Here is a 20815-nt window from a genome sequence, read left to right on the forward strand (position 1 = left end):
ACCATGAGCAACGAGCGCCATGAGGACCCGTATCTGATCATCTCCTCCGACTGCCACGCCGGGCTGCCCACCGAGGAGTACCGGCCCTATCTCGACCCCCGTTTCCACCGGGACTTCGACGACTTCCTCGCCGGGCGCGAGGCCCGCCGGGCGGCCATGACCCGGCTCGGGGTGCGCAACGAGGCCTTCGCGGACAAGTGGTTCCGCGACAACGAGGAAGGCCTGCGCGGCGGCTGGGACCCCGCCCAGCGGATCAAGGAGCTCGACGGCGACGGGGTGGCCGCCGAGGTCGTCTTCCCCGACGCGGACGCCGTCGACAGCCAGACCGCCGCGCCCTTCGGCGTCGGCCTCGGGCTCTCCGGCGACCAGGACCCGGAGCTCGGCATGGCCGGCGCGAAGGCCCACAACCGCTGGCTCGCCGAGTTCGTGTCCGCGAACCCGGCTCGGCACTGCGGGGTCGCCCTCCTGCCCGTCACCGCCGACGTCCGCGAGGTCGTCGCCGAGATCCACCGGGCCAAGGAGTCCGGCCTCGGCGCGCTGATGATCCCCTCCATGTGGGTGGACAAGGCCCCCTACCACGACCGGCGTTACGACCCGGTGTGGGCGGCGGCCGCCGAGACCGGCATGCCGGTCGTCACCCACTCCGGGGCGGCGCCGCGCGAGGAGTACGGCGACCACCTCGGGATCTACGTCTCCGAGGTCACCTTCTGGCCGGCCAGGCCGCTGTGGTTCCTGCTCTGGTCGGGCGTCTTCGAGCGCCACCCGGGCCTGCGGTTCGGGGTCGCCGAGTCCGGCTGCTGGTGGCTGCCGAACCTGCTCTGGTTCATGGACCGGCTCTATCTGGGCGCGCACGGCGGCAAGAAGCTGTCCCCGTTCGCGGAGCTGAAGCGGCCGCCGAGCGAGTACCTGGACCGGCAGGTCTTCGTCTGCGCCACCAACACCAAGCGGCGCGAGCTGGCGCAGCGGTACGAGATCGGCGTCGACAACATCCTGTGGGGCTCGGACTTCCCGCACCCGGAGGGCACCTGGCCGGACACGCGCGCGTGGCTGCGGAAGACGTTCCACGACATCCCGGTCGCGGAGACCCGGCGGATGCTCGGTCTCGCCGCCGCGGAGGTCTTTGGATTCGATATCCAAATATTGGATCCGATAGCCCGTCGGATCGGCCCCACCCCCGCCGACCTCGGCCAGCCCGCCGACCAGACCGCCGTCGAAGCCTCCTGGGCCCGCTCGCGCGAGGTCGGCCGGCACTGGCTCACCGACCACGAGTTCCCGGTCCTGGGGGTGAACCCGTGACCGACCGCTACACCGTCGTCTCCGCCGACTGCCACGCCGGCGCCGACCTCCTCGACTACAAGCCGTACCTGGAGAAGAAGCACCACGACGACTTCGACGCCTGGGCGGCGGCCTATGTCAACCCGTACGAGGACCTCCTCGCCGACACCGCCGACCGCAACTGGAACTCGCAGCGCAGGCTGCGCGAGCTCGAAGCGGACGGGATCGTCGCCGAGGTCGTCTTCCCGAACACCATCCCGCCGTTCTTCCCCAAGGCCTCCCTGATGGCCCAGCCGCCCACCCGGGCCGAGTACGAGCGGCGCTGGGCCGGGCTCCAGGCGCACAACCGCTGGCTGGCCGACTTCTGCGCGGACGCCCCGGGGCGCAGGGCGGGCGTGGCGCAGATCCTCCTCAACGACGTGGACGCGGCGGTCGCGGAGATCCGCCGCACCCGCGAGGCCGGGCTCACCGGGGGCGTCCTGCTGCCGGGCGTCCCGCCGGGCTCGCCCGTCCCGGAGCTGTACTCCGAGGCGTACGACCCGATCTGGGCGGTCTGCGCCGAGCTCGACGTCCCGGTGAACCACCACGGCGGCTCCGCCTCGCCGCCGCTGGGCGACGAACCGGCCGCCCGGGCGGTGTTCATGGTGGAGACCACCTGGTTCTCCCACCGGGCCCTGTGGCACCTGATCTTCGGCGGCGCGTTCCGGCGCCATCCGGGGCTCAAGCTGGTCCTGACCGAGCAGGGCTCGGGCTGGATCCCGGGCGTGCTCGACATGCTGGACTACTACCACGGGCGCCTGGTCTCGGCCGCGACGAGGGCCGCCACCGCCGAGTCCAAGTTCGGCGCCGGCCTCGCCGAGTCCATGGGCAAGGGCCCCGGCGAGGTCTGGCGGGACAACTGCTTCGTCGGCGCGAGCTTCATGCGCCCCCACGAGGTGCCGCTGCGCGAGCGGATCGGCCTCGACAAGATCATGTGGGGCAGCGACTACCCGCACGACGAGGGCACCACCCCGTACTCCCGGGAAGGCCTCCGCATCGCCTACGCGGGACTGCCCCGGGAGGAGGTCGCCGCCATGGTCGGCGGGAACGCCGCCCGCGTCTACGGCTTCGACCTCGCCCTCCTCGACCGCCTCGCCGCCGTCCACGGCCCGTCCGTCGACGAGATCGCCGAGCCCCTGAAGGAGGTCCCGGCGGGCGCCACCAGCCCGGCCTTCGCGAAGGGCGGGTCGGTCCGGGTCTGGTGACCCACCGGGTGCGACCCTCCAGGGGTGACCGAAGCCCCCGCACACGACGAGGCCCACGACGGCGGCCTCGGCTCCCGTCTCAACTGGCTCCGGGCCGCCGTGCTCGGAGCCAACGACGGCGTCGTCTCCACCGCCGGCCTCGTCGTCGGCGTCGCCGGCGCCACCGAGTCCCAGGCGGCCCTGCTCACGGCCGGCCTGGCGGGGCTGCTCGCCGGCTCGATGTCGATGGCGGCGGGGGAGTACGTCTCCGTCTCCACCCAGCGCGACTCGGAGAAGGCGGCGCTGGCCCAGGAGAAACGCGAACTGCGCGAAGAGCCGGAAGCGGAACTGGCGGAACTGACCGGCCTGCTCGCCGCCCGCGGCCTCTCCCCCGAGGTGGCCCGCGAGGCCGCCGAACAGCTCACCGCCCGCGACGCGCTGCGGGCCCACGCGCGCGTGGAGCTCGGCATCGACCCCGACGACCTCACCAACCCCTGGCACGCGGCCGGCGCCAGCTTCCTCGCCTTCACCGTCGGCGCCCTGCTCCCGCTGCTCGCGATCGTCCTCCCGCCGGCCTCCGCCCGCCTGTGGGTCACGGTCGTCTCCGTCCTCGCCGCCCTCGCCTTCACCGGCTGGTGGAGCGCCCGCCTCGGCAGCGCCCCCACGGGCCCCGCGATCCTGCGCAACGTGGCGGGCGGCGCCCTCGCGATGGCGGTCACCTACGCGGCGGGGTCCCTGCTCGGCGCGGCCGGGGTCTAGCGGCGTCTTGTCGGAAGGTGCCAAAGCTTGCTGACAGACGGTCTTACTTACTTGTAAGTAATCACGTCTAGCCGAGCCCGGTCCCCGCCTCTACCGTCGTCGGCATGCCGCCCAACCCGCCCGATGTCGTGCTCTGGTCCATACCGGCGTTCGTCCTGCTCACCGTCCTGGAGATGGTCGTCCACCGGATCCACCCCGACGAGGACGCCGCCGGGTACGAGGCCAAGGACGCCGCCACCAGCATCGGCATGGGCCTGGGAAGCCTCTTCTTCGACGCGCTGTGGAAGATCCCCGTGGTCGCGATCTACACCGCCGTCTACGAGCTGACCCCGCTCCGCGTCCCCGTCCTCTGGTGGACGATCCCGCTCATGCTGCTCGCCCAGGACTTCCTCTACTACTGGCAGCACCGGGGACACCACGTCGTCCGCGTCCTCTGGGCCTGCCACGTCGTCCACCACAGCAGCCGGAAGTTCAACCTCTCCACCGCTCTGCGCCAGCCGTGGACCGGTGTGACGGGCTGGCCGTTCTACCTGCCGATGATCGCCCTCGGCGTCCACCCCGCGGCCCTCGCCTTCTGCTACTCGGTCAACCTCGTCTACCAGTTCTGGATCCACACCGAGCGCATCGACAAGCTGCCCCGCCCCTTCGAGCACGTCCTCAACACGCCCTCGCACCACCGCGTCCACCACGCCTCCCAGGGCGGCTACCTGGACCGGAACTTCGGCGGCATCCTCATCGTCTGGGACCGGATGTTCGGCTCCTGGATCGCCGAGACCGAGCGGCCCGTCTACGGACTCACCAAGAACATCGAGACCTACAACCCGCTGCGCGTCGCCACCCACGAGTACGCCGCCATCGCCCGCGACCTGCGCGCCGCGCACAGCTGGCGCGAGCGCGCGGGACGCGTCTTCCGCGGCCCCGGCTGGCAGCCCGCCCCGCCCGCCGGGACGAACCGGCCCGCCACGACGGAGGCCGCCGCATGAGCACGCTCGCCCTCTCCCGCCCGACCGCCTCCCGCGCACTGCTCGCCGCCTTCGGACTCGCCGCCGCCGTCGACCTGGTCTCCCTGCTCGCCGGCGCCGACCTCGGCCACCAGGTCGCCAAACCGCTCCTGATGCCGCTGCTCGCCGCGTACGCCGCCACCCTCGGTGCGCCCCGGCTGCTCACCGCCGCGCTCCTCCTCGGCTGGGGCGGCGACGTCTTCCTGCTCTCCGGCACCGACTGGGCCTTCCTCGTCGGCATGGGCTCCTTCGCCGCCGGACACGTCTGCTACCTGGTCCTCTTCGGACGCAGGCGTACGTCCCCGGCGCTCGGCGCCCTGTACGCGGCCGCGCTCGCCGGCACCGTCACGCTCCTGTGGCCCGACCTCCCCGCCGACCTGCGGATCCCCGTCGCCGGCTACTCGCTGCTGCTCGCCGCGATGGCGTACCGCTCCAGCGCCCTCGGGCTCGCGGCCGGCCTGGGCGGAGCCCTCTTCCTGCTGTCCGACACCCTCATCGCCACCGGCATCGCCGAGTGGCCCCAGCTGCCGGCGCCGGACTTCTGGGTCATGCTGACCTATATCGCGGCGCAGTACCTGCTGACGGCGGGAGCGCTCCGCGCGATGTACGGTGAACGTCGTACAACCATCTGACAGCAAGGACCGCCCCCCATGCGCGCCACCACCATCCACGCCCCGTTCGACATGCGCGTGGAGGACGTGCCCGACCCGGTGATCCAGGAGCCCACGGACGTCGTCCTGAGGGTCCTGCGCGCCTGCATCTGCGGCAGCGACCTGTGGGCCTACCGCGGCGAGGCCGCCCGGCAGCCCGGCCAGCGCATCGGCCACGAGTTCCTCGGCATCGTCGAGGCGGCCGGCTCCGACGTCACCGGCTTCGCCGCCGGCGACCTCGTCGTCGCCCCCTTCGTCTGGTCCGACGGCACCTGCGAGTACTGCGCCGAGGGCCTCCAGACCTCCTGCCCGCGCGGCGGCTTCTGGGGCTCGGTCGGCTCCGACGGAGGCCAGGGCGAGGCCGTCCGCGTCCCCTTCGCCGACGGCACCCTCGTCAAGCTCCCCGCCGACGCCGCCTCCGACGACCGGCTCCTGACCGCGCTGCTCGCCCTCTCCGACGTCCTGGGAACCGGCCACCACGCGGCTCTCGGCGCGGGCGTCACGAAGGGCTCCACGGTCGCCGTCGTCGGCGACGGGGCCGTCGGCCTCTGCGGCGTCCTCGCCGCGAAGCGGCTCGGCGCCGAGCGGATCATCGCGCTCGGCCGGCACACCGCCCGTACCGACATCGCCCGCGCCTTCGGCGCCACCGACGTCGTCGCCGAGCGCGGCGAGGCCGCCGAGGCGGCCGTCCGCGAGCTGACCGGCGGGCAGGGCGCGCACGCCGTGATCGAGGCGGTCGGCACCGAGCAGTCGATGCGCACGGCCGTCGGCATCACCCGCGACGGCGGCTCCATCGGCTACGTCGGCGTCCCGCACGGCAGCGGCACCGGCCTCGACCTCTCCGTCATGTTCGACCGCAACATCGCCCTGCGCGGCGGCGTCGCCCCGGTCCGCGCCTACATCCCGGAGCTCCTCCCGGACGTCCTCTCCGGCGCGATCGACCCGTCCCCGGTCTTCGACCTGACGGTCGGCCTGGACGGCGTCCCGTCGGGCTACAAGGCGATGGACGACCGCACGGCCCTGAAGGTCCTGGTCAAGCCGTAACCACCTGTGTGCCCACCCGTTCCGCCGGAGCGGAACGGGTGGGGTGGGCACCCGGGTGCCCACCCCGTACGGAGCCGGCCCGGGGCCCCTCAGGCCCCGACCCACTCCGCCGCGTCCGCCCCCGCGACGCCCGGCGGGCGCGACCACCCGGCCGGCCCGCCCTCGTACGCGACCGGCGACATCGCGTACCGCAACCGCCCGAGCGGTCCCTCCGACTCCGCGAGGTACCGCTCCGGCGCGTACCGCGGCAGCGAACCGCTCAGCCAGTGCCCCGTCTGCGCCAGCGCGAGCCGTACGAGACGGCTGCCGCCCTCCGCCCGCTGCTCCGTCAGCGACCGCAGCACCGCCGCCGCCAGCAGATACCCCGTGCCGTGGTCCAGCGCCTGCGCCGGCAGCGCGCCCGGCTCCTCCGCCGACCCCTCCACCGCCGCGATCCCCGTGGCCACCTGCACCAGGGAGTCGAAGCCCCGCCGCTCGCCCCAGGGCCCGTAGTCGCCCCAGGCGGAGAGGCGGGCGGTCACCAGACCGGGCCGCTCCAGGTCGAACCGGTCGAGCGCCCCCGGCCGGTAACCCGTGACCAACACATCGGCGGAATCCAGGAGTTCGTCGAAGGCGCGCCGGTCCGACGCCCGGTCGAGATCGAGCGCGACCGTCCGCTTGCCGACGCCCGTGTCCGCGTGCTGGTCGGGCAGTTCGGGGTTGGCGGGCGGGTCGATCCGCAGGACGTCCGCGCCGAGCAGGGCCAGCGTCCGCGTCGCGACGGGCCCGGCGATCACCCGGGTCAGGTCGAGGACCCGCAGCGGGCCGCCCGGACGCCGCCTCGGCGCGGCCTCGTCGAGCCGCTCCCGGGTCAGCAGCGGCCGCGCCGCCACCTCCCGGCCCTGCTCGCCGGCCGCCCACTCCTCGGGCGTGCGCAGGGCGACGGCCAGGCCCCCGGCCGCGTACACCGCCGTCTCGACCTCGACGGCCTTCCGCTCGCCGATCGCCGCCGCGACGGCCTCCACGGAGCCCGAGCCGGAATCCGGTACCCCCAGAGCCGCGAGCAACGCCGCCCTGTGATGCGGGTAGTTGGCGTGCGTACGGACCCATCCGTCGGCCGCCCGCCAGAACCGGGACAGCGGCGCGAAGTTCACCGGCGCCCGCCCGTCGACCCGCAGATGACGCTCGCTCACGAAGGCGGTGGCGACGGCCCCGTCGTCCACCCGCACCGGCCCCGGCAGCCCCGCGTGCTCCACCGCGGCGAGCGAGCAGGCCGCGACCGTCGCGCGCGCCAGGTCCATCACGGGCAGCCGCGCGGGCAGCAGCCCGGAGACCCCGCCGTACTCCACGCGGTCGACGAGGGCGGGATCGCCGCCGAGTGCCGACCACAGCGACTCCGTACCTGTACGCACTGTGTTGTCCATGGCGGCAGTGTGGCACTGAGTGCCACCCCGTGGGCATGGAGAGGGCCCTGGTGTGGCGCACCACACCAGGGCCCTCATGCACGGGTACCGCTTACTTCACGGCGGCCAGCGCGTCGATCAGACCGGCTCCGTAGAAGCCGTTCTTGTTCTTGCCGCCCTCGCAGACGGCGTCGATCTTGCCGTCGCCCTCGATGTCGTACGGGTTGGTGCAGGCGAGGTCGTCGGCCTGCGCGTACAGCAGCGCCTTCAGCGCCGCCGGGCTGGCGTTCGGGTGCGTCGACTTCAGCAGCGCGAGCACACCGGCGGCGTGCGGGGACGCCATCGACGTACCGGCCTTGTAGTTGTAGCCGCCGTCGACCGTGGTGGACAGGATGCGGCCGTTGACCGCCGGGGCGTCCGGGGTCTGGTACTCGGTGCGGTCACCGCCGGGAGCGGCGATGTCGATCACGCCGAGACCGTAGTTGGAGTAGGACGCCTTGAGGTTCTTGGCGCCGGTCGCGGAGACCGTCACGACGCCCGGCAGCATCGACGGGTAGTCGAAGCACTCCGTCGGGTCGATGTCACGGGTGACCGCCGTGGTGTCGTTCGGGCTGGACGTGTCCGTGATCGTGTCGGCCGCCAGGTCGAACTTGGAGTTGCCGGCCGCGGCGACGTTGACCGTGCCCTTCTTCTCCGCGTAGCGGGTGGCACGGGTGACCGCCTCGATGAGGGCCTTCTGGTCCTCGTCGTTCTTGCAGGCGAACATCCACGGGTCGGTGTAGTAGCTGTTGTTCGTGACGTCGACGCCGTGCTCGGCCGCCCACACGAAGCCGCAGACCACGGCCTCGGTGTAGAAGAAGCCGTCGGGGGTCGACACCTTGATGCCGGCGAGCTTCACGCCCGGCGCGACACCGGTGATGCCGATGCCGTTCTTGGCGGCGCCGATGGTGCCCGCGACGTGCGTGCCGTGGTCGCTCTCGCCCTTCTTGGGGCGCCACGAGCCGGGGGTGGTGTCCGGCTTGCCGGACACGCAGTTGGCGGAGGCGGCGGCGTCGAAGTTCGGCGCCAGGTCCGGGTGGGTGTCATCGACACCCGTGTCGATGATGCCGACGGTGACCTTGCTGCTGCCGAGCGTCTTCGCGTGGGCCTTGTCGGCCTTGATCGCCGGCATGTCCCACTGCAGGGGCTCCATCGGGTCCTGACCGTCCGTCGCGGCGGCCGCGGCGGCCTTGATCTCGGCCGGGGTCAGCGCCTGCGCGCCCTCGTCGACGGAGTCGTCGGACTGGGCGGAGAGCGGGGCGGTGCGGGTCGAGCCGGCCGACACCACGCCGTCCGCCTGGCGGATCGTCTTCGCGAACTCGGGGTTCTGCGAGTGGACGACTATCACGCCTATCTGGTCGTACGAGATGACCACCTCGCCACCGGCGGCGGCGATCGCCTTCCGCACCGAGGCGGCGGTCCAGCGGCCGCCCTCGATGTTGACGACGTACGAGAGCTTCGGGCCGCTGAAAGCGGCCACGGTGGCCGGAGCGTCGCTCAGTTCCGCGGCGGAGGCGGCGCCGGGGGCAAGGAAGCCGAGCGAGGCCGTGAGCGCGAGACCGACCGGCAGAGCGAGAGCTCGGCCGCGCCTCGATCCCAGATGAGCCATGGGTTCTCCACATCATCCGTATGTACTGTCCACGCGCGGGTTTACGCGCGGACAGGTGCATGACGAGTGAAGCTATCGCTGATCTTCCCGAACCTTCAATGAGTTGAGAAGACTTCATGAAGATCTGTTCAAGAAAATCCGCGACGTGAACCGCTTCGCTTCCGGCTCCGTGCCGTTGGGCAGGGGAGGAGCTCCGCTCGGAGCCCCGCTTCCCACACCCCTGGTGAGGCCCCCTTGACCCAGCCGTCCGCCCCCGCGTCACGAGGAGAGTCCGTGGCTACCGAAGCACCGCCGCCGCCCAGAGACGACACGGAGACCGGCCACGGTCCCGCGTCGCCCACCACGGAGCAGTTCGTCGAGGTGCAGGAGGGTGCGGAGTTCGGCGAACTGCGCCGTACCTACCGCTCCTTCGCCTTCCCCCTCACCCTGGCCTTCATCGCCTGGTACCTGCTGTACGTGCTGCTCTCCAACTACGCGGGCGGCTTCATGGGGACCAAGGTCTTCGGCAACATCAACGTGGCCCTCGTCCTCGGCCTCGGCCAGTTCCTCACCACGTTCCTCATCGCCTGGCTCTACTCGCGGCACGCGGCGAACCGGCTCGACCCCAAGGCCGAGGCCATCAGAACCCGTATGGAGGGCGACGCATGAGCACCCCCGTCCTGCTCGCGGCGGGCAACGCCACCACCGAGCACCGGCCCCTGATCATCGCCCTGTTCGGCGCCTTCGTCGTCGCCACCCTCGTCATCACCGTCTGGGCCGGCCGCCAGACCCGCAGCGCCGCCGACTTCTACGCCGGCGGACGCCAGTTCACCGGCTTCCAGAACGGCCTCGCGATCTCCGGCGACTACATGTCCGCCGCGTCGTTCCTCGGCATCGCCGGTGCCATCGCCCTCTTCGGCTACGACGGCTTCCTGTACTCGATCGGCTTCCTCGTCGCCTGGCTCGTCGCCCTGCTCCTGGTCGCCGAACCCCTGCGCAACTCCGGCCGGTTCACCATGGGCGACGTCCTCGCCTACCGGATGCGCCAGCGTCCCGTCCGCACGGCCGCCGGCACCTCGACGATCGTCGTCTCGATCTTCTACCTGCTCGCCCAGATGGCGGGCGCGGGCGTCCTCGTCTCGCTGCTGCTCGGCATCACCAGCGACGGCGGCAAGATCGCGATCGTCGCCCTGGTCGGCCTCCTGATGATCGTGTACGTGACGATCGGCGGCATGAAGGGCACCACCTGGGTGCAGATGGTCAAGGCGGTCCTGCTCATCGCGGGCACCCTCCTGATCACCTTCCTCATCCTCCTCAAGTTCCACTTCAACATCTCGGAGTTGCTCGGCGCCGCCGCCACCAACAGCGGCAAGGGAGACGCCTTCCTGGAGCCCGGCCTCAAGTACGGCGCCACCGCCACCTCCAAGCTGGACTTCCTCTCGCTCGGCATCGCGCTCGTCCTCGGCACGGCCGGCCTGCCGCACATCCTGATCCGCTTCTACACGGTGCCGAACGCCAAGGCCGCCCGTAAGTCCGTCAACTGGGCCATCGGCATCATCGGCGCCTTCTACCTGATGACGATCGTCCTCGGCTTCGGCGCCGCCGCCCTCCTCAAGAACAGCGACATCGTCGCCTCCAACAAGGCCGGCAACACCGCCGCCCCGCTCGCGGCCCTGGAGATCGGCGGCGGAGCGGACTCCACCGGCGGCTCGATCCTCCTCGCCGTCATCTCCGCCGTCGCCTTCGCGACCATCCTCGCCGTCGTCGCCGGCCTGACCCTGGCCTCCTCCTCGTCCTTCGCGCACGACATCTACGCCAACGTCATCCGGCGCGGGAAGGCCACCGAGAAGGAGGAGGTGAAGGCCGCCCGCTGGGCGACCGTCTTCATCGGCATCGTCTCCATCGCCCTCGGCGCCCTCGCCCGCGACCTCAACGTCGCCGGCCTCGTCGCCCTCGCCTTCGCGGTCGCCGCCTCGGCCAACCTGCCGACGATCCTCTACTCGCTCTTCTGGAAGCGCTTCACCACCCAGGGCGCCCTGTGGTCGATCTACGGCGGCCTGGTCTCCGCCGTCGTCCTCGTGCTGTTCTCGCCGGTCGTCTCCGGCAAGCCCACGTCGATGTTCAAGACGGCCGACTTCTACTGGTTCCCGCTGGAGAACCCCGGCCTCGTCTCCATCCCGCTCGGCTTCCTGCTCGGCTGGCTCGGCTCGATCCTCTCCAAGGAGGAGCCGGACAAGGGCAAGTACGCGGAACTGGAGGTCAAGTCCCTCACCGGAGTCGGAGCGCACTGATCCGTACACGGTCCGCGACCGTCGGACGGCCGCGTCGTAGAGTTCTACGACGCGGCCGTGCCGGTCCTCGTGACAATCGGCCCTGCTCGATGTCCGAGCGCTCACGTAGGCTCGACACCACACGCATCCGGAATTCGGGGAGGGGGCCCACAGTGCTCATCGACACCTACGGCCGTGTGGCCACTGACCTGCGCGTCTCGCTCACGGACCGGTGCAACCTGCGCTGCACGTACTGCATGCCGGAAGAGGGCCTCCAGTGGCTCGCCAAGCCGGACCTCCTCACCGACGACGAGATCGTCCGGCTGATCCGCATCGCCGTCACCGACCTCGGCGTCACCGAGGTCCGCTTCACCGGCGGCGAACCGCTGCTCCGCCCTGGCCTCGTCGGGATCGTCGAGCGCTGCGCCGCCCTGGAGCCCCGCCCCCGGATGTCCCTCACCACCAACGGCATCGGGCTCAAGCGCACCGCCGCCGCCCTCAAGGCGGCCGGCCTCGACCGGGTCAACGTCTCCCTCGACACCCTGCGCCCCGACGTCTTCAAGACCCTCACCCGCCGCGACCGCCACCAGGACGTCCTCGACGGCATGGCCGCCGCACGCGACGCCGGCCTCACCCCGGTCAAGGTCAACGCCGTCCTGATGCCCGGGCTCAACGCCGACGAGGCCCCCGACCTGCTCGCCTGGGCGATCCAGGAGGGGTACGAGCTCCGCTTCATCGAGCAGATGCCCCTGGACGCCCAGCACGGCTGGAAGCGCGACGGCATGATCACCGCCGGGGACATCCTGGAGTCGCTCCGCACCCGCTTCACCCTGACGCCGGAAGGCTCCGAGGAGCGTGGTTCCGCCCCCGCCGAGCGCTGGAAGGTCGACGGGGGAGCCCACACGGTCGGTGTCATCGCCTCCGTCACCCGCCCCTTCTGCCGGGCCTGCGACCGGACCCGGCTCACCGCCGACGGCCAGGTGCGCACCTGCCTCTTCGCCACCGAGGAGACCGACCTGCGGGCCGCGCTCCGCTCGGACGCCCCGGACGAGACGGTCGCGGAGCTCTGGAAGAAGGCCATGTGGGGCAAGAAGGCGGGCTCGGGCCTCGACGACCCGAGCTTCCTCCAGCCCGAGCGCCCGATGTCAGCTATCGGAGGCTGAGTCCCAGTCGGCCAGCGGCACGACGTCCTTCAGGAAGCCCCGTACACCCAGGAACTGGGAGAGGTGCTCGCGGTGCTCCTCGCACGCGAGCCACGTCTTGCGCCGCTCCGGCGTGTGCAGCTTGGGGTTGTTCCACGCGAGGACCCAGACGGCGTCGGCGCGGCACCCCTTGGCGGAACAGATCGGCTTCTCTTCGCTCACTGGACCATTGATCACACGGTCATTGTCCAGCAACAGCGATGCCGGGCAGCCACGGGGGGAGCTGCCCGGCATCGGTCCGTCGCTCCGACGGGGGATGCGGAGCGCGTACGCAGTATGTCACGGCACATGGGGTGCGGTGCACCGGATCGTCATGATTGATCTGAGCTTCTCTTGAGGTTCGGTGCGTCGAGCGCCGGGCGCACCGGAGGCGGGACGAAGGTGGAGGGAAGGGACGGAGCCGTCTCGCGTCCCGCGTTGGCGATCACCACGGCGATGTAGGGGAGCAGGATGCCCAGGCCCAGCGCCACGAAGGCCACGTGCCGCTCGACGTTCCACAGCACCGCCGCGGCGATCACGGAGAGCGTCCGCACCGTCATCGAGATGACATAGCGCCGCTGTCGTCCCCGGACGTCATCGGCGAGCCCCTGTCGGGCCCCCGTGATCCGGAAGACCTCGGTCCCGCCACGCTTCGGCATCGCCGCTCACCACCCACCGGTCGTGCCGGACCCTCCCCGGTCCGGACCTCGCTCCACCGTACGCCCGCCGTCCCGGGCCGACGAGACCGGGGCACGTACGGCGCTGTCCGACATGCGCCGTATGGCCGATGGGCTGAGACTGAGCCCAGACGCGCACTAGGAGGCGGCGATGAGTTGGTTGTGGGCGATCATCGTGGGATTCGTCCTCGGTCTGATCGCGAAGGCGATCCTGCCGGGGAAGCAGCAGATCCCGCTGTGGTTGACGACCGTGTTCGGCATTCTCGGCAGTGTGCTCGGCAACGCGGTCGCCACGTGGATCGGGGTCAACGACACCCGGGGCATCGACTGGACCCGGCACCTGCTCCAGCTGATCGGTGCCGTCGCCGTCGTCGGGGTCGGCGACATGCTGTGGGCCTCGGTCAAGGGCACCAGACAGCGCACCTGAACACGGGAAGAGGCCCGGTACGGCGCACCGCGCGTACCGGGCCTCTTCCCGTGCTCCTCTACCGGCCGGCGAACTCGATCGCCGCCAGGTTCTTCTTGCCGCGCCGCAGCACCAGCCAGCGGCCGTGCAGCAGGTCGTCCGCCGACACCTCGGCGTCCTCGGCGGTCACCTTCACGTTGTTCACGTAGGCGCCGCCCTCCTTCACCGTGCGCCGCGCCGCCGACTTGCTCGCCACGAGACCGACCTCGGCGAACAGGTCCACGACCTGGCCGAGCTCGGACACGCGCGCGTGCGGCAGTTCCGACAGCGCGGCGGCGAGCGTCGGTCCGTCCAGCTCGGCCAGGTCGCCCTGCCCGAACAGCGCCTTGGAGGCGTTGATGACGGCCGCGCACTGCTCGGCGCCGTGCACCAGCGTCGTGAGCTCCTCCGCGAGCGCCCGCTGGGCGGCACGCGCCTGCGGCCGCTCGGCGGTCTGCGCCTCCAGCTCCTCCAGCTCCTCGCGGGACTTGAAGGACAGGATCCGCATGTACGTCGAGATGTCCCGGTCGTCCACGTTCAGCCAGAACTGGTAGAACGCGTACGGCGTCGTCATCTCCGGGTCCAGCCAGACGGCCCCGCCCTCGGTCTTGCCGAACTTGGTGCCGTCCGCCTTGACCATCAGCGGCGTCGCGAGCGCGTGCGCCTCGGCACCCGGCTCCAGGCGGTGGATCAGGTCGAGGCCGGCCACCAGGTTGCCCCACTGGTCCGAGCCGCCCTGCTGGAGCGTGCAGCCGTAGCGGCGGTACAGCTCCAGGAAGTCCATGCCCTGGAGGAGCTGGTAGCTGAACTCGGTGTAGCTGATGCCCTGCTCGGACTCCAGGCGCCGGGCGACGGAGTCCTTGGTCAGCATCTTGTTGACCCGGAAGTGCTTGCCGATGTCCCGCAGGAACTCGATCGCCGACATCCCGGCGGTCCAGTCCAGGTTGTTCACCATGACCGCCGCGTTCTCCCCCTCGAAGGAGAGGAAGGGCTCGATCTGCGAGCGCAGCCGGTTCACCCAGTTCGCGACCGTCTCGGGGTCGTTCAGGGTGCGCTCGGCCGTCGGCCGGGGGTCACCGATCTGCCCGGTGGCCCCGCCGACCAGCGCCAGCGGCCGGTGCCCGGCCTGCTGGAGCCGGCGGACGGTGAGGACCTGGACCAGGTGACCGACGTGGAGACTGGCCGCGGTCGGGTCGAAGCCGCAATAGAACGTGACGGGACCGTCCGCGAGAGCCTTGCGCAGTGCGTCCTCATCGGTGGACTGGGCGAAGAGCCCGCGCCACTTCAGCTCGTCGACGATGTCCGTCACGTCGTCCGTCTCCTCGTGATGATCAGGGGTACAAGTTGTCTCGATCAGTCTATGGGGGTCAGACCCCCTTGCTGACCGAGCTCATGTTGAAGTCCGGCACCCGCAGGGCGGGCATCGCGGCCCGGGTGAACCAGTCGCTCCACTCGCGCGGCAGCGTCTTCTCCGTACGGCCCGCCTCCGTGGCCCGCGACAGCAGGTCCACCGGCGACTCGTTGAACCGGAAGTTGTTCACCTCGCCGACCACCTCGCCGTTCTCGACGAGGTAGACGCCGTCCCGGGTCAGCCCGGTCAGCAGCAGCGTCGCCGGGTCGACCTCGCGGATGTACCAGAGGCAGGTCAGCAGCAGACCGCGGTCCGTCGCGGCGACCATCTCCTCCAGGGAGCGCTCGCCACCGCCGTCCAGGATCAGGTTCCCCGCTCCCGGCGCCACGGGCAAACGAGTAAGCCCCGCCGTGTGCCGGGTGGTGATCAGGTGCGCCAGGCTGCCGGCCTTCACCCAGTCGACCGGTCCGACGGGCAGACCGTTGTCGAAGACGGAGGAGTCGTCGCCGGAGGAGTGCGCGATCACGAACGGCGAGGACTCCAGGCCCGGCTCGTTCGGGTCGCTGCGCAGCGTGAGCGGCAGCGGGGAGAGCGTCTCGCCGAGCCGGGTGCCACCGCCGGGCTTGGAGAAGACCGTACGGCCCTCCACCGCGTCCCGGGCCGCCGAGGACCACAGCTGATAGATCATCAGATCGGCCACGGCGGTCGGCGGCAGCAGCGTCTCGTACCGCCCGGCCGGCAGCTCGATCCGCCGCTCCGCCCAGCCGAGCCGGGTCGCGAGCTCGGCGTCGAGCGCGGCCGGGTCGACGTCCTTGAAGTCCCGGGTCGAGCGTCCGGCCCAGGCGGAGCGCGCCCGGTCGGGGGACTTGGCGTTGAGCTCCAGGGTCCCGTTCGGCTGGTCGTGGCGCAGCCGCAGCCCCGTCGACGTGCCCAGGTAGGTGGAGGTCAGCTCGTGGTTGGCGAAGCCGTACAGCTCACGGCCGCCGGCACGCGCGCGCGCGAAGGCCTCGCCGAGCGCCGGGGCGAAGTCGGTGAAGACGGCGGAGGAGGTCTCCACCGGGGCGTCCGTGAAGTCGGGCGAGGCGGGCACGCCCTCCACCAGCGGCTGGGCGTCCTCGGCGGGCCCTGCGGCCCGGGCGGCGGCCTCGGCGGCCCGGACCAGGGGCTCCAGGTCGGCGACGGTCACGGCGGACCGCGAGACGACACCGGATGCGGTGCCCTGGGCGCCGTCGACGGTCGCGATCACGGTGAGCGTCCGGCCCCGGGTCACGCCGTTCGTGGTGAGCGCGTTCCCGGCCCAGCGCAGATTGGCCGAGGACTCCTCGTCGGCGATGACGACACACCCGTCCGCGCGGGACAGCTCAAGGGCCCGCTCGACGATCTCGTACGGCTTGCTGACGCGGCTCATCGACCGGCCTCCTGCGTCGTATTGAGGATGTTGACGCCCCGGAAGAGGGCGGACGGGCAGCCGTGCGAGACGGCGGCGACCTGGCCCGGCTGGGCCTTGCCGCAGTTGAAGGCGCCACCGAGGACGTACGTCTGCGGGCCGCCGACCTGCTCCATCGAGCCCCAGAAGTCCGTCGTCGTCGCCTGGTACGCCACGTCCCGCAGCTGCCCGGCGAGCCGGCCGTTCTCGATGCGGAAGAATCGCTGGCCGGTGAACTGGAAGTTGTAGCGCTGCATGTCGATCGACCAGGACCGGTCGCCGACGACGTAGATGCCGCGCTCCACGCCCCCGATCAGGTCCTCCGTCGACAGACCGCCCGGGTCCGGCTGGAGCGACACGTTCGCCATCCGCTGCACCGGGACGTGCGCGGGGGAGTCGGCGAAGGAGCAGCCGTTCGACCGGCCGAGGCCCGTGAGCTTCGCGATCCGCCGGTCCAGCTGGTAGCCGACGAGCGTGCCGTCCTTCACCAGGTCCCAGCTCTGCGCCTCGACGCCCTCGTCGTCGAAGCCGACCGTCGCGAGACCGTGCTCGGCGGTCCGGTCACCCGTCACGTTCATGATCGAGGAGCCGTACGCCAGCTTGCCCAGCTGGTCGAAGGTGGCGAACGAGGTGCCCGCGTACGCCGCCTCGTAGCCGAGCGCCCGGTCCAGCTCGGTGGCGTGCCCGATGGACTCGTGGATCGTCAGCCACAGGTTCGACGGATCCACGACCAGGTCGTACCGGCCGGCCTCCACGCTCGGCGCCCGCATCTTCTCGGCGAGCAGGCCCGGGATCTCGTCGAGCTCCTTGTCCCAGTCCCAGCCGGTCCCCGTCAGGTACTCCCAGCCCCGCCCGACCGGCGGCGCGATCGTCCGCATCGAGTCGAACTCGCCGGTCGTCTCGTCCACGGCGACCGCCGTGAGCTGCGGGTGGAGCCGGACGCGCTGCTGGGTGGTCACGGTGCCGGCCGTGTCCGCATAGAACTTGTTCTCGTGCACGGTGAGCAGCGAGGCGTCCACGTGCGCCACGCCCTCCGCGCGGAGCAGCCGCGCGCTCCAGTCGGCGAGCAGGGCGCTCTTCTCCTCGGCGGGGACGGAGAAGGGGTCGATCTCGTACGAGGAGACCCAGGTGCGCTCGGAGTGCACCGGCTCGTCCGCCAGCTCCACACGTTCGTCGGAGCCGGCCGCCGCGATCACCTTCGCCGACAGCTTGGCCATGGCGACCGCCTGCGAGGCGACCCGCGCGGCACCGTCCATCGTCAGGTCGACGCCGGACGCGAAGCCCCAGGCCCCGCCGTGCACCACCCGCACCGCGTAGCCGAGGTCCGTGGTGTCCGAGGAACCGGACGGTTTGGCGTCGCGCAGCCGCCACGAGGCACTGCGCACCCGCTCCAGGCGGAAGTCGGCGTGCTCGGCACCGAGCGCGCGCGCTCGGGCGAGCGCCGCGTCGGCGAGCGCCCGCAACGGCAGCGCGACGAACGAAGGGTCGATCTGATGGACCACGAGCGGCCTCGCTCTCGGCGATCGGAGGACAACGGTCTGAAACTGCCCCGGAAGTCAATCACGGGACGGGCTGCCGAGTCCGCGCATTGACGTGCGACCCCGGCTCGTACCGCCCCCGAGCTGTAGGGATCCGACAGTGACGCCCGTACGCCACTGTGGGAGGTCGATTCCTCATGCGGAAGGCGATACCGATAGGTTTTCGGCTACCAGACCGCTATCGAAAGGGTGATCCGTTGAGCCGCTCGGTTCTCGTCACCGGAGGAAACCGGGGCATCGGCCTCGCCATCGCCCGCGCGTTCGCCGAGGCCGGCGACAAGGTCGCGATCACGTACCGCTCCGGCGAGCCCCCGGCCGCCCTGGTCGAGCTCGGCTGCCTCCCCGTCAAGTGCGACATCACCGACGCGGAGCAGGTGGAGACGGCCTACAAGGAGATCGAGGAGAAGCACGGCCCGGTCGAGGTCCTCGTGGCCAACGCCGGCGTGACGAAGGACCAGCTCCTCATGCGCATGACGGAGGAGGACTTCACGTCCGTCCTCGACACCAACCTCACCGGCACCTTCCGGGTCGTCAAGCGCGCCAACCGCGGGATGCTGCGCGCCAAGAAGGGCCGCGTCGTCCTGATCTCCTCGGTCGTCGGTCTGCTGGGCTCCGCGGGCCAGGCCAACTACGCCGCCTCCAAGGCCGGCCTCGTCGGCTTCGCCCGCTCCCTCGCGCGTGAGCTCGGCTCGCGCAACATCACCTTCAACGTCGTCGCTCCCGGCTTCGTCGACACCGACATGACCGCGGTGCTCACCGACGAGCAGCGCGCGGGCATCGTGTCCCAGGTGCCGCTCGGCCGCTACGCGCAGCCGGAGGAGATCGCCGCCGCGGTGAAGTTCCTCGCCTCGGACGACGCCTCGTACATCACTGGAGCCGTCATCCCGGTTGACGGCGGATTGGGCATGGGTCACTGATCACCATGAGCGGAATTCTCGAGGGCAAGCGCATCCTCATCACCGGTGTGCTGATGGAGTCCTCCATCGCCTTCCACGCCGCCAAGCTGGCCCAGGAGCAGGGTGCGGAGATCATCCTCACCGCCTGGCCGCGGCCGACGCTGACCGAGCGCATCGCCAAGAAGCTCCCCAAGCCCGAGAACGTCAAGGTCCTGGAGCTCGACGTCTCGAACGACGAGCACCTCGCCCGCCTGGAGGGCCAGGTCCGCGAGCACCTGGGCGACCGCCTCGACGGCGTCGTGCACTCCATCGGCTTCGCGCCGCAGGACGCGCTCGGCGGCAACTTCCTGAACACGCCGTTCGAGTCCGTGGCCACCGCCATGCACGTCTCCGCCTTCTCCCTGAAGTCGCTGACCATGGCGCTGCTGCCGCTGATGTCCGAGGGCGGTTCCGTCGTCGGCCTCACCTTCGACGCGCAGTTCGCCTGGCCGCAGTACGACTGGATGGGCCCGGCCAAGGCCGCTCTGGAGGCCACCAGCCGCTACATGGCGCGCGACCTCGGCAAGCAGGACATCCGCTGCAACCTGATCTCGGCGGGCCCGCTCGGCTCCATGGCCGCGAAGTCCATCCCGGGCTTCGGCGAGCTGGCCTCCGTCTGGGACACCCGCTCCCCGCTGGCCTGGGACCTCGCGGACCCGGAGCCGGCCGGCCGCGGCATCGTCGCGCTGCTCTCGGACTGGTTCCCGAAGACCACGGGCGAGATCATCCACGTGGACGGCGGCCTGCACGCCATCGGCGCGTAACCGCAGTACAGCAGGTAGAGGGCCGTGTGGCCGCCCGGGTGGCGGACACACGGCCCTCGCCGTTCCGCAAGTCCTGCACGACTCGAAAAGTAGCCCGAACAACCCCAGACTGGGGCAGAGCGTGATGTTCTGCTGCTGACGGGGAGGAGGTACGGGCATGCGCGCGATACGTCACGGCTTCGGGGCGATCGCCTCCGTCGCCGTCCTGATCACCGGGACGGCCGTGGCCACCGAGATGCGGGCCGCTCCCGCCCCGTCCGACGAGCTCCCCGCCACCGCCCCGGCGACCGGGGGGCCGGAGGACTTCGGAGCCTCCTGCCGCACCGTCGTCGAGGGCTCCCACGTCACCGCGCACTGCAGCAACCCGTACCCCCGCACCGACCGCGTCCGCCTCCACGTCGAGTGCGACCGCTGGTGGGACGTCGACAGCGACAGCGCCCCCGTGGAGGTCGGTCCCGCCGACTACGCCCGGGTCACCGGCCGCTGCTGGAAGGAGGTCCGGTCCGCCTGGATCACCCACGAGCCCGCGGATCCGGCCCCTGCTACCGGTTCTCTTCCCGGTCCTCTTCCGGTACGGAGCTCCTGAGGCACATGAAGGGGTAGCCGGCCGCCTCCGCGCCGGCCCGCTCGGCGTCGCCCTCGCGGATCGCGTCCACCAGGCGCGCGTGGTCCATGTGGTTCTCCGGCCGCAGCACCTGCCCCACGTCGTCGCGCAGCCACTCCCGCAGCAGATCGCCCAGGTCCGCGTAGAGCTCCGTCAGCACCTCGTTGCCCGAGGCGGCGACGACCGCGTGGTGGAAGGTCGCGTCGACCGCCACGAACCGCTCCGCGTCCCCGGACTCCCACGCCTCCTCGCGCCGCGCGAGGAGGGCGTCCAGCTGCTTCAGGTCCCGCTCCGTGCGCCGCCCGGCCGCGAACCGCGCCGCCGCGGACTCCAGGGTGGAGCGCAGCTCGGCGACGTGCCGGGGGTCGGAGCCGGCGAAGCGCCGGTGCATGACGCCCGCCAGCTCGCTGGTGGCGGCGACGTATGTCCCCGAGCCCTGGCGGATGTCGAGCAGGCCGTTGTGCGCGAGCGCGCGGACCGCCTCGCGCACCGTGTTGCGGGCCACGCCCAGCTGCTCGACCAGCTCGGGTTCGGTCGGGATGCGTGACCCCACCGGCCATTCGCCGGAGGTGATCTGGTTCCGCAGCTCGGCGATCACCTGATCGGAGAGACCGGTGCGCCGGGGGTGACCGAGGGCCATGGAGCGCCTTCCCATTCGTTCAA

General features: G+C 71.4%; 21 protein-coding genes. 13 read left to right on the forward strand and 8 right to left on the reverse strand.

Annotated features, from left to right (window positions below; translation table 11 throughout):
- The first annotated feature begins 3 nt into the window (after positions 1 to 3).
- The 6 genes from ACFYX3_RS07785 (at position 4) to ACFYX3_RS07810 (ending at position 5952) form a co-directional block, all read left to right on the forward strand.
- Positions 4 to 1296 (forward strand): amidohydrolase family protein, encoded by a 1293-nt coding sequence (locus ACFYX3_RS07785; RefSeq protein WP_389009343.1) that lies wholly within the window; start codon positions 4 to 6, stop codon positions 1294 to 1296.
- Positions 1293 to 2519, forward strand: coding sequence for an amidohydrolase family protein (locus ACFYX3_RS07790; RefSeq protein ID WP_389009346.1), 1227 nt, complete (start codon positions 1293 to 1295; stop codon positions 2517 to 2519). Before ACFYX3_RS07785 ends, ACFYX3_RS07790 begins: the two co-directional genes overlap by 4 nt.
- A gap of 24 nt (positions 2520 to 2543) precedes the next feature.
- Positions 2544 to 3257: a VIT family protein gene (locus tag ACFYX3_RS07795; RefSeq protein WP_389009349.1), complete on the forward strand. Its 714-nt coding sequence runs from the start codon at positions 2544 to 2546 to the stop codon at positions 3255 to 3257.
- A gap of 104 nt (positions 3258 to 3361) precedes the next feature.
- Positions 3362 to 4240, forward strand: a complete 879-nt coding sequence (locus tag ACFYX3_RS07800) for a sterol desaturase family protein (RefSeq protein ID WP_389009352.1) — start codon at positions 3362 to 3364, stop codon at positions 4238 to 4240.
- Positions 4237 to 4890, forward strand: coding sequence for a lysoplasmalogenase (locus ACFYX3_RS07805; RefSeq protein ID WP_389009355.1), 654 nt, complete (start codon positions 4237 to 4239; stop codon positions 4888 to 4890). The genes ACFYX3_RS07800 and ACFYX3_RS07805 overlap by 4 nt, the downstream gene beginning before the upstream one ends.
- 18 nt (positions 4891 to 4908) lie before the next feature.
- Positions 4909 to 5952, forward strand: coding sequence for a zinc-dependent alcohol dehydrogenase family protein (locus tag ACFYX3_RS07810; protein ID WP_116161697.1), 1044 nt, complete (start codon positions 4909 to 4911; stop codon positions 5950 to 5952).
- An 89-nt stretch (positions 5953 to 6041) separates the two neighbouring features.
- On the opposite strand, the gene ACFYX3_RS07815 is transcribed toward ACFYX3_RS07810, so the two are convergent.
- The gene (locus ACFYX3_RS07815) at positions 6042 to 7355 is read right to left on the reverse strand and encodes a CoA transferase (protein ID WP_389009359.1); all 1314 of its coding nucleotides are present in this window, start codon (positions 7353 to 7355) and stop codon (positions 6042 to 6044) included.
- A gap of 91 nt (positions 7356 to 7446) precedes the next feature.
- Entirely contained in the window at positions 7447 to 8982 is a 1536-nt protein-coding gene (locus ACFYX3_RS07820) for a S8 family serine peptidase (protein WP_389009362.1), read from the reverse strand.
- 273 nt (positions 8983 to 9255) lie between these two features.
- Between ACFYX3_RS07820 and ACFYX3_RS07825 the strand changes: the two genes are divergently transcribed.
- The 3 genes from ACFYX3_RS07825 (at position 9256) to moaA (ending at position 12394) form a co-directional block, all read left to right on the forward strand.
- Positions 9256 to 9630, forward strand: coding sequence for a DUF485 domain-containing protein (locus tag ACFYX3_RS07825; protein WP_389009365.1), 375 nt, complete (start codon positions 9256 to 9258; stop codon positions 9628 to 9630).
- Positions 9627 to 11252, forward strand: coding sequence for a cation acetate symporter (locus tag ACFYX3_RS07830; protein ID WP_389009369.1), 1626 nt, complete (start codon positions 9627 to 9629; stop codon positions 11250 to 11252). Before ACFYX3_RS07825 ends, ACFYX3_RS07830 begins: the two co-directional genes overlap by 4 nt.
- A gap of 152 nt (positions 11253 to 11404) precedes the next feature.
- Positions 11405 to 12394 carry a GTP 3',8-cyclase MoaA gene (gene moaA, locus ACFYX3_RS07835; protein ID WP_376586198.1) on the forward strand — a complete coding sequence of 330 codons (990 nt, stop codon included), beginning with the start codon at positions 11405 to 11407 and terminating at the stop codon, positions 12392 to 12394.
- Here the strand turns inward: moaA and ACFYX3_RS07840 are convergent.
- Positions 12377 to 12595, reverse strand: coding sequence for a hypothetical protein (locus tag ACFYX3_RS07840; protein ID WP_376586196.1), 219 nt, complete (start codon positions 12593 to 12595; stop codon positions 12377 to 12379). The two genes, moaA and ACFYX3_RS07840, sit on opposite strands and share 18 nt — an antisense overlap.
- Before the next feature lie 149 nt (positions 12596 to 12744).
- Positions 12745 to 13071 carry a DUF3099 domain-containing protein gene (locus tag ACFYX3_RS07845; protein WP_376586193.1) on the reverse strand — a complete coding sequence of 109 codons (327 nt, stop codon included), beginning with the start codon at positions 13069 to 13071 and terminating at the stop codon, positions 12745 to 12747.
- Between the two features lie 169 nt (positions 13072 to 13240).
- Here ACFYX3_RS07845 and ACFYX3_RS07850 point away from each other — a divergent pair, with 169 nt between their 5' ends.
- On the forward strand, positions 13241 to 13516 hold the full coding sequence (locus ACFYX3_RS07850) for a GlsB/YeaQ/YmgE family stress response membrane protein (RefSeq protein WP_389009374.1): 276 nt from the start codon (positions 13241 to 13243) through the stop codon (positions 13514 to 13516).
- 58 nt (positions 13517 to 13574) lie between these two features.
- Here the strand turns inward: ACFYX3_RS07850 and tyrS are convergent, their stop codons facing one another.
- The 3 genes from tyrS to ACFYX3_RS07865 are packed head-to-tail and all read right to left on the reverse strand — an operon-like array spanning position 13575 to position 17813.
- Entirely contained in the window at positions 13575 to 14843 is a 1269-nt protein-coding gene (tyrS, locus tag ACFYX3_RS07855; RefSeq protein WP_376586188.1) for a tyrosine--tRNA ligase, read from the reverse strand.
- A 58-nt stretch (positions 14844 to 14901) separates the two neighbouring features.
- Entirely contained in the window at positions 14902 to 16293 is a 1392-nt protein-coding gene (locus ACFYX3_RS07860) for a metallopeptidase TldD-related protein (RefSeq protein ID WP_389009377.1), read from the reverse strand.
- A complete protein-coding gene (locus ACFYX3_RS07865) occupies positions 16290 to 17813 on the reverse strand; it encodes a TldD/PmbA family protein (protein ID WP_389009380.1) in 1524 nt (507 codons plus the stop codon). Before ACFYX3_RS07865 ends, ACFYX3_RS07860 begins: the two co-directional genes overlap by 4 nt.
- Positions 17814 to 18046: 233 nt before the next feature.
- Between ACFYX3_RS07865 and fabG the strand changes: the two genes are divergently transcribed.
- The 3 genes from fabG (at position 18047) to ACFYX3_RS07880 (ending at position 20134) form a co-directional block, all read left to right on the forward strand.
- Positions 18047 to 18766 (forward strand): 3-oxoacyl-[acyl-carrier-protein] reductase, encoded by a 720-nt coding sequence (gene fabG / locus ACFYX3_RS07870; protein ID WP_030691676.1) that lies wholly within the window; start codon positions 18047 to 18049, stop codon positions 18764 to 18766.
- A gap of 5 nt (positions 18767 to 18771) precedes the next feature.
- Positions 18772 to 19548 carry an enoyl-ACP reductase FabI gene (fabI, locus tag ACFYX3_RS07875; RefSeq protein ID WP_352025056.1) on the forward strand — a complete coding sequence of 259 codons (777 nt, stop codon included), beginning with the start codon at positions 18772 to 18774 and terminating at the stop codon, positions 19546 to 19548.
- A gap of 157 nt (positions 19549 to 19705) precedes the next feature.
- Entirely contained in the window at positions 19706 to 20134 is a 429-nt protein-coding gene (locus tag ACFYX3_RS07880; RefSeq protein ID WP_389009384.1) for a hypothetical protein, read from the forward strand.
- Here the strand turns inward: ACFYX3_RS07880 and ACFYX3_RS07885 are convergent.
- Complete coding sequence (locus ACFYX3_RS07885) at positions 20091 to 20792, reverse strand: FadR/GntR family transcriptional regulator (RefSeq protein WP_389009387.1); 702 nt, start codon at positions 20790 to 20792, stop codon at positions 20091 to 20093. The genes ACFYX3_RS07880 and ACFYX3_RS07885 overlap by 44 nt on opposite strands.
- Positions 20793 to 20815: the final 23 nt, after the last annotated feature.

The sequence above is a fragment of the Streptomyces sp. NPDC002463 genome, assembly GCF_042889835.1.
Classification (GTDB): domain Bacteria; phylum Actinomycetota; class Actinomycetes; order Streptomycetales; family Streptomycetaceae; genus Streptomyces; species Streptomyces nymphaeiformis.

Bases quoted from the DNA above. Each gene is read 5' to 3' on its own strand.
- ACFYX3_RS07850 (WP_389009374.1), top strand. From the start codon at position 13,241: ATGAGTTGGTTGTGGGCGATCATCGTGGGATTCGTCCTCGGTCTGATC.
- ACFYX3_RS07785 (WP_389009343.1), top strand. From the start codon at position 4: ATGAGCAACGAGCGCCATGAGGACCCGTATCTGATCATCTCCTCCGAC.
- fabI (WP_352025056.1), top strand. From the start codon at position 18,772: ATGAGCGGAATTCTCGAGGGCAAGCGCATCCTCATCACCGGTGTGCTG.
- ACFYX3_RS07860 (WP_389009377.1), bottom strand. From the start codon at position 16,293: ATGAGCCGCGTCAGCAAGCCGTACGAGATCGTCGAGCGGGCCCTTGAG.
- ACFYX3_RS07805 (WP_389009355.1), top strand. From the start codon at position 4,237: ATGAGCACGCTCGCCCTCTCCCGCCCGACCGCCTCCCGCGCACTGCTC.
- ACFYX3_RS07815 (WP_389009359.1), bottom strand. From the start codon at position 7,355: ATGGACAACACAGTGCGTACAGGTACGGAGTCGCTGTGGTCGGCACTC.
- ACFYX3_RS07810 (WP_116161697.1), top strand. From the start codon at position 4,909: ATGCGCGCCACCACCATCCACGCCCCGTTCGACATGCGCGTGGAGGAC.
- ACFYX3_RS07880 (WP_389009384.1), top strand. From the start codon at position 19,706: ATGCGCGCGATACGTCACGGCTTCGGGGCGATCGCCTCCGTCGCCGTC.
- ACFYX3_RS07830 (WP_389009369.1), top strand. From the start codon at position 9,627: ATGAGCACCCCCGTCCTGCTCGCGGCGGGCAACGCCACCACCGAGCAC.
- ACFYX3_RS07885 (WP_389009387.1), bottom strand. From the start codon at position 20,792: ATGGCCCTCGGTCACCCCCGGCGCACCGGTCTCTCCGATCAGGTGATC.
- ACFYX3_RS07800 (WP_389009352.1), top strand. From the start codon at position 3,362: ATGCCGCCCAACCCGCCCGATGTCGTGCTCTGGTCCATACCGGCGTTC.
- ACFYX3_RS07820 (WP_389009362.1), bottom strand. From the start codon at position 8,982: ATGGCTCATCTGGGATCGAGGCGCGGCCGAGCTCTCGCTCTGCCGGTC.
- ACFYX3_RS07845 (WP_376586193.1), bottom strand. From the start codon at position 13,071: ATGCCGAAGCGTGGCGGGACCGAGGTCTTCCGGATCACGGGGGCCCGA.